This is a genomic window from Streptococcus sp. 1559 (assembly GCF_013276735.1).
Taxonomy (GTDB): Bacteria; Bacillota; Bacilli; order Lactobacillales; family Streptococcaceae; genus Streptococcus; species Streptococcus pseudopneumoniae.
Genome location: NZ_VMLO01000065.1, coordinates 1 through 5,912 on the forward strand (window position 1 = coordinate 1; position 5,912 = coordinate 5,912).

7 protein-coding genes are annotated in these 5,912 nt (G+C 41.5%); all 7 read left to right on the plus strand.

The window, feature by feature from the left end; all coding sequences use genetic code 11:
• The first annotated feature begins 78 nt into the window (after window positions 1-78).
• The 7 genes from HT688_RS08230 (at window position 79) to rplA (ending at window position 5,740) form a co-directional block, all read left to right on the plus strand.
• Window positions 79-366 (plus strand): rhodanese-like domain-containing protein, encoded by a 288-nt coding sequence (locus tag HT688_RS08230; RefSeq protein WP_138703016.1) that lies wholly within the window; start codon window positions 79-81, stop codon window positions 364-366.
• 171 nt (window positions 367-537) lie between these two features.
• Window positions 538-1,863, plus strand: coding sequence for a branched-chain amino acid transport system II carrier protein (gene brnQ / locus HT688_RS08235; protein WP_166735343.1), 1,326 nt, complete (start codon window positions 538-540; stop codon window positions 1,861-1,863).
• 203 nt (window positions 1,864-2,066) lie between these two features.
• Window positions 2,067-3,104: a M42 family metallopeptidase gene (locus HT688_RS08240; protein WP_166736451.1), complete on the plus strand. Its 1,038-nt coding sequence runs from the start codon at window positions 2,067-2,069 to the stop codon at window positions 3,102-3,104.
• Window position 3,105: 1 nt separating this feature from the next.
• Window positions 3,106-3,576: an HIT family protein gene (locus HT688_RS08245; RefSeq protein WP_000335625.1), complete on the plus strand. Its 471-nt coding sequence runs from the start codon at window positions 3,106-3,108 to the stop codon at window positions 3,574-3,576.
• A gap of 2 nt (window positions 3,577-3,578) precedes the next feature.
• Window positions 3,579-4,295 carry an LD-carboxypeptidase LdcB/DacB gene (ldcB, locus tag HT688_RS08250; RefSeq protein ID WP_138707322.1) on the plus strand — a complete coding sequence of 239 codons (717 nt, stop codon included), beginning with the start codon at window positions 3,579-3,581 and terminating at the stop codon, window positions 4,293-4,295.
• A 122-nt stretch (window positions 4,296-4,417) separates the two neighbouring features.
• Complete coding sequence (gene rplK / locus HT688_RS08255) at window positions 4,418-4,843, plus strand: 50S ribosomal protein L11 (RefSeq protein WP_001085812.1); 426 nt, start codon at window positions 4,418-4,420, stop codon at window positions 4,841-4,843.
• Window positions 4,844-5,050: 207 nt separating this feature from the next.
• The gene (rplA, locus tag HT688_RS08260) at window positions 5,051-5,740 is read left to right on the plus strand and encodes a 50S ribosomal protein L1 (RefSeq protein WP_001085675.1); all 690 of its coding nucleotides are present in this window, start codon (window positions 5,051-5,053) and stop codon (window positions 5,738-5,740) included.
• Window positions 5,741-5,912: the final 172 nt, after the last annotated feature.

Here is a 5,912-nt window from a genome sequence, read left to right on the forward strand (position 1 = left end):
AAGTCAGTAACCATACCTATGGTAAGGCGACGCTGACGTGGTTTGAAGAGATTTTCGAAGAGTATTAGGAGAAAAAGAATGAAAGAAATAACCTTTGACGCATTTTACCAGCTTTACCAAAATGAGCAACTTTCTTTAGTGGATGTGAGAGAAGTGGATGAGTTTGAAGCTCTTCATTTAGAAGGTGCTCAGAATCTTCCTCTGAGTCAACTGACTGATACCTATGATCAATTGGACAAGGACCAGTTACATTATGTTATTTGTAAATCTGGAATGAGATCGGCGCGTGCTTGCCAATTTCTAGCTGAACAAAGTTATGAGGTTATCAATGTCCAAGGTGGTATGACTGCCTTTGAAGAACTCTAAACATAAGAATTTTCTCCTACTTGGTGTGATTTAGGTAGGAGAATATTATTTTTAGATAATTCTTATTTTTAAGAATCTTGAAAACATTCAATATTTACTTCGTGAAGCTTTTTTCATACTCCTATTCATGATATACTAGGTCAGTATTTTATAAATATAAAGGAGATTTTCATGGCTAAAAAAGGTGCCCTAACAGGTTTGCTCCTGTTTGGAATATTTTTTGGTGCGGGGAACTTGATTTTTCCGCCTTCTCTGGGTGCTCTATCTGGAGAACATTTTCTTCCTGCCATCGCAGGTTTTGTCTTTTCAGGTGTCGGTATCGCCGTCTTGACTCTGATTATTGGAACGCTAAATCCTAAAGGATATATCTACGAGATTTCAACAAAGATAGCGCCTTGGTTTGCGACTCTTTACCTCTCAGTTCTTTACTTGTCAATCGGTCCATTCTTTGCTATCCCACGTACTGCTACAACAGCTTACGAAGTAGGGATTAGCCCCCTTTTGTCGGATGCAAATAAAGGGCTTGGTTTGATTGTCTTTACGGTTCTTTATTTTGTGGCAGCCTATTTGATTTCGCTCAATCCATCAAAAATCTTGGATCGTATCGGCCGTATTTTAACGCCAGTCTTTGCGATTTTGATTGTTATCTTGGTTGTTCTGGGAGCTTTCAAATACGGTGGAACAAGTCCTCAAGTTGCTTCAGCTGCTTATCAAGCTTCTGCCTTTGGTACAGGTTTCCTAGAAGGTTACAATACCTTGGACGCCCTTGCTTCAGTTGCCTTTAGCGTAATCGCAGTTCAAACCTTGAAACAACTTGGATTTTCAAGTAAGAAAGAATACATTTCGACTATTTGGGTGGTTGGTATCGTTGTAGCCCTTGCTTTCAGCGCTCTGTATATTGGTTTAGGTTTCCTTGGAAATCATTTCCCAGTACCAGCTGAGGCTATGAAGGGTGGAACACCAGGTGTTTACATCTTGTCACAAGCCACCCAAGAAATCTTTGGCTCAACAGCCCAACTCTTCCTGGCAGCTATGGTTACTGTAACCTGCTTCACAACAACAGTTGGTTTGATTGTGTCAACAGCTGAGTTCTTTAATGAGCGCTTCCCACAAATCAGCTACAAGGTTTATGCGACAGCCTTTACCTTGATTGGATTTGTCATTGCCAATTTGGGTCTTGATGCGATTATCAAGTACTCAATCCCTGTGCTGGTTATTTTGTACCCAATCACGATTGCCATCGTTATGATTGTCATTGTCAACAAATTCGTGGCTCTTTCAAAACCAGGTATGCAGTTGACAATTGCTGTTGTTACAGCTATTGGCATTGCAAGCGTACTAGGAAGCTCCTTTAAGGTTGAATTTTTTGCAAATCTTGTTAGCGTTCTTCCTTTTGCCAAGGCCTCACTCCCATGGTTGGTGCCAGCCATCGTTGGAATCTTGCTCTCATTGGTTTTACCAAACAAGCAAGAAAGTGATGTTTTTGAAATGGAATAATCACTAATACTCTTCGAAAATCAAATTCAAACCGCGTCAACGTCGCCTTGTCGTACTCAAGTACAGCCTGCGGCTAGTTTCCTAGTTTGCTCTTTGATTTTCATTGAGTATAAAATCACTTTTGTAGCCAAGTCTACAGGAGTGATTTTCTTTTTTTATCCGATGATAAATGTGTTATAATAGGTAGCAAAAGAGGTGAAGAAATGAATCAAACAGTAGAATATATCAAAGAACTGACAGCCATTGCGTCGCCAACGGGCTTCACTCGGGAGATTTCGGACTATTTAGTCAAGACTCTAGAAGGTTTTGGTTACCAACCGGTTCGCACGGCCAAGGGCGGTGTCAATGTAACTATTAAAGGTCAAAATGATGAGCAACAACGCTATGTGACTGCCCATGTAGATACGCTTGGTGCTATTGTCCGTGCTGTCAAACCAGATGGCCGTCTCAAAATGGACCGTATCGGTGGTTTTCCTTGGAACATGATTGAAGGAGAAAACTGTACCGTTCATGTGGCTAGTACAGGTCAAAAGCTATCAGGAACCATCCTCATCCACCAAACTTCTTGCCATGTCTATAAGGATGCAGGAACTGCAGAACGCACGCAAGACAATATGGAAGTGCGTTTGGACGCCAAAGTAACCAATGAAAAAGAAACTCGTGCTCTTGGCATTGAGGTCGGTGATTTTATCAGCTTTGACCCACGAACTGTCGTGACAGAGACAGGTTTTATCAAGTCTCGTCATTTGGATGACAAGGTCAGCGCAGCGATTTTGCTTAACCTGCTTCGTATTTATGTGGAAGAGAAGATTGAGTTGCCTGTAACAACCCATTTTGCTTTTTCAGTTTTTGAAGAAGTGGGACACGGTGCTAATTCTAACATTCCTGCTCAGGTAGTAGAATATCTGGCTGTGGATATGGGCGCTATGGGTGATGACCAGCAGACAGATGAGTACACAGTGTCCATCTGTGTCAAGGATGCTTCTGGACCTTATCACTATGACTTCCGTCAACATTTGGTTGCCTTGGCGAAAGAGCAAGATATTCCATTTAAGCTGGACATCTATCCATTTTATGGTTCGGACGCTTCAGCGGCTATGTCTGCAGGGGCAGAAGTCAAACACGCTCTGCTTGGTGCTGGTATTGAATCAAGTCACTCTTACGAACGAACACACATTGACTCGGTGGTTGCAACAGAGCGTATGGTTGATGCTTATCTGAAGAGCGCATTGGTAGACTAATATGTGCCTTATTTGTCAGAGAATTGAGCTCATCAAGAAGGGAGAAAATCCCTATTTTGTCAAAGAATTAGGAACAGGATATGTAGTCATTGGAGATCACCAGTATTTTGCAGGCTATAGTCTTTTTCTAGCCAAGGAACACGTTACCGAATTGCACCATTTGAAAAAGGAAACAAGACTACGTTTCCTCGAAGAAATGAGTCTAGTCCAAGAGGCAGTTGCCAAGGCCTTTGCTGCTGAGAAAATGAATGTTGAACTGCTAGGAAATGGCGATGCCCATCTCCACTGGCATTTTTTTCCTAGACGAAGCGGTGATATGAATGGTCACGGTCTCAATGGACGTGGTCCAGTTTGGTGGGTTCCCTTTGAAGAAATGACAGCAGAAACCTGCCAAGCAAAACCGGAAGAGATTAAAAAATTAGTCGAATGTTTATCGTCAGAAGTAGATAAACTATTAGAAATAAAGGAGTAGAAATGAAAAAAAGATACCTTGTCTTGACAGCCTTGATATCCTTGAGTCTAGCAGCTTGTTCACAAGAAAAAGCAAAAAATGAAGACGGAGAAGCTAAGACAGAACAGACAGCCAAGGCTGATGGCACAGTCGGCAGTAAGTCTCAAGGGACTGCCCAGAACAAAGCAGAAGTGGTCAATAAAGGTGATTACTATAGCATTCAGGGTAAATACGATGAAATCATCGTAGCCAATAAACACTATCCTTTGTCGAAAGACTATAATCCGGGGGAAAATCCAACAGCCAAGGCTGAGTTGGTCAAACTCATCAAAGCCATGCAAGAGGCAGGCTTCCCAATCAGTGACCATTACAGTGGCTTTAGAAGTTATGAAACTCAGACCAAACTCTACCAAGATTATGTCAATCAAGATGGGAAAGAAGCTGCCGACCGTTATTCTGCTCGACCTGGCTATAGCGAACACCAGACAGGCTTGGCCTTTGATGTGATTGGGACTGATGGTGATTTGGTAACAGAAGAAAAAGCAGCCCAATGGCTTTTGGATCATGCAGCTGATTATGGCTTTGTTGTCCGTTATCTCAAAGGCAAGGAAAAGGAAACAGGCTATATGGCTGAAGAATGGCACCTGCGTTATGTCGGAAAAGAAGCAAAAGAAATTGCTGCAAGTGGTCTCAGTTTGGAAGAGTATTACGGCTTTGAAGGCGGAGATTACGTCGATTAAAAAATAAACTTTTCTCTTGCAATTCCAGATAAATAGTGTATAATAGATGGGTATGTGAAAAGCATACTTGTGGGAGGTAAAAATCTCTAATTACCGCCAAAACCACAAAGGAGGATTTAAAAATGGCTAAAAAAGTCGAAAAACTTGTAAAATTGCAAATCCCTGCTGGTAAAGCTACACCAGCTCCACCGGTTGGACCTGCTCTTGGTCAAGCTGGTATCAACATCATGGGATTCACAAAAGAGTTCAACGCTCGTACAGCTGACCAAGCTGGGATGATTATTCCAGTTGTTATCTCAGTTTACGAAGATAAATCATTTACTTTCGTTACGAAAACACCACCAGCTGCTGTTCTTTTGAAAAAAGCTGCAGGTGTTGAAAAAGGATCAAGTACACCTAATAAAACTAAAGTTGCTACAGTTACTCGTGCACAAGTACAAGAAATTGCAGAAACTAAGATGCCAGATTTGAACGCAGCAAACGTAGAGTCTGCAATGCGTATGATCGAAGGTACTGCTCGTTCTATGGGATTCACTGTTGTTGACTAATCAATAACACAGTAGAAAATCTCACAGCAGTCTATTAGTTGCTTTTCATACTAGGCAAGTGACTGATACTTGTACTTGGGTACAGCAAGGGAACTTAAGGCCGTAGGAAAAGGAAAGTAATAGACTGAAAACCCGCAAGACTTCATCATTTCGAGGAGTGACGTGGGAGATGAAAATCGATTGAACCACTTACAAGGAGAATAGAAAATGGCTAAAAAAAGCAAACAACTTCGTGCTGCTCTTGAGAAAATCGACAGCACAAAAGCATACAGCGTAGAAGAAGCTGTAGCACTTGCAAAAGAAACTAACTTTGCAAAATTTGACGCAACTGTAGAAGTTGCTTACAACTTGAACATCGACGTTAAAAAAGCTGACCAACAAATCCGTGGAGCAATGGTATTGCCAAACGGTACTGGTAAAACTTCACGCGTTCTTGTTTTCGCACGCGGTGCAAAAGCTGAAGAAGCAAAAGCTGCTGGTGCAGACTTTGTTGGTGAAGATGACCTTGTTGCTAAAATCAACGACGGTTGGTTGGACTTCGACGTAGTTATCGCTACACCTGATATGATGGCTCTTGTTGGACGTCTTGGACGTGTCCTTGGACCACGTAACTTGATGCCAAACCCTAAAACTGGTACTGTAACAATGGATGTTGCTAAAGCAGTTGAAGAGTCTAAAGGTGGTAAAATCACTTACCGTGCTGACCGTGCAGGTAACGTTCAAGCAATCATCGGTAAAGTATCATTTGAAGCTGAAAAATTGGTTGAAAACTTTAAAGCTTTCAACGAAACAATCCAAAAAGCAAAACCAGCTACAGCTAAAGGAACTTACGTAACAAACTTGACTATCACAACTACTCAAGGTGTTGGTATCAAAGTTGACGTAAACTCACTTTAATCAGTAGTTAAAGTAATGTAAAAAAGTTGAAGACGCTATGTCTCAACTTTTTTTGATTTCAAAATCTAGTGGAATGAATCTGGAATAGTCCATCGAGCTTTCTAATACTCTTCGAAAATCTCTTCAAACCACGTCAACGTCGCCTTGCCGTGCGTATGGTTACTGACTTCGT

Coding starts and splice junctions, on each gene's coding strand:
- HT688_RS08230 (WP_138703016.1), top strand. CDS start 79: ATGAAAGAAATAACCTTTGACGCATTTTACCAGCTTTACCAAAATGAG.
- ldcB (WP_138707322.1), top strand. CDS start 3,579: ATGAAAAAAAGATACCTTGTCTTGACAGCCTTGATATCCTTGAGTCTA.
- rplA (WP_001085675.1), top strand. CDS start 5,051: ATGGCTAAAAAAAGCAAACAACTTCGTGCTGCTCTTGAGAAAATCGAC.
- HT688_RS08240 (WP_166736451.1), top strand. CDS start 2,067: ATGAATCAAACAGTAGAATATATCAAAGAACTGACAGCCATTGCGTCG.
- rplK (WP_001085812.1), top strand. CDS start 4,418: ATGGCTAAAAAAGTCGAAAAACTTGTAAAATTGCAAATCCCTGCTGGT.
- brnQ (WP_166735343.1), top strand. CDS start 538: ATGGCTAAAAAAGGTGCCCTAACAGGTTTGCTCCTGTTTGGAATATTT.
- HT688_RS08245 (WP_000335625.1), top strand. CDS start 3,106: ATGTGCCTTATTTGTCAGAGAATTGAGCTCATCAAGAAGGGAGAAAAT.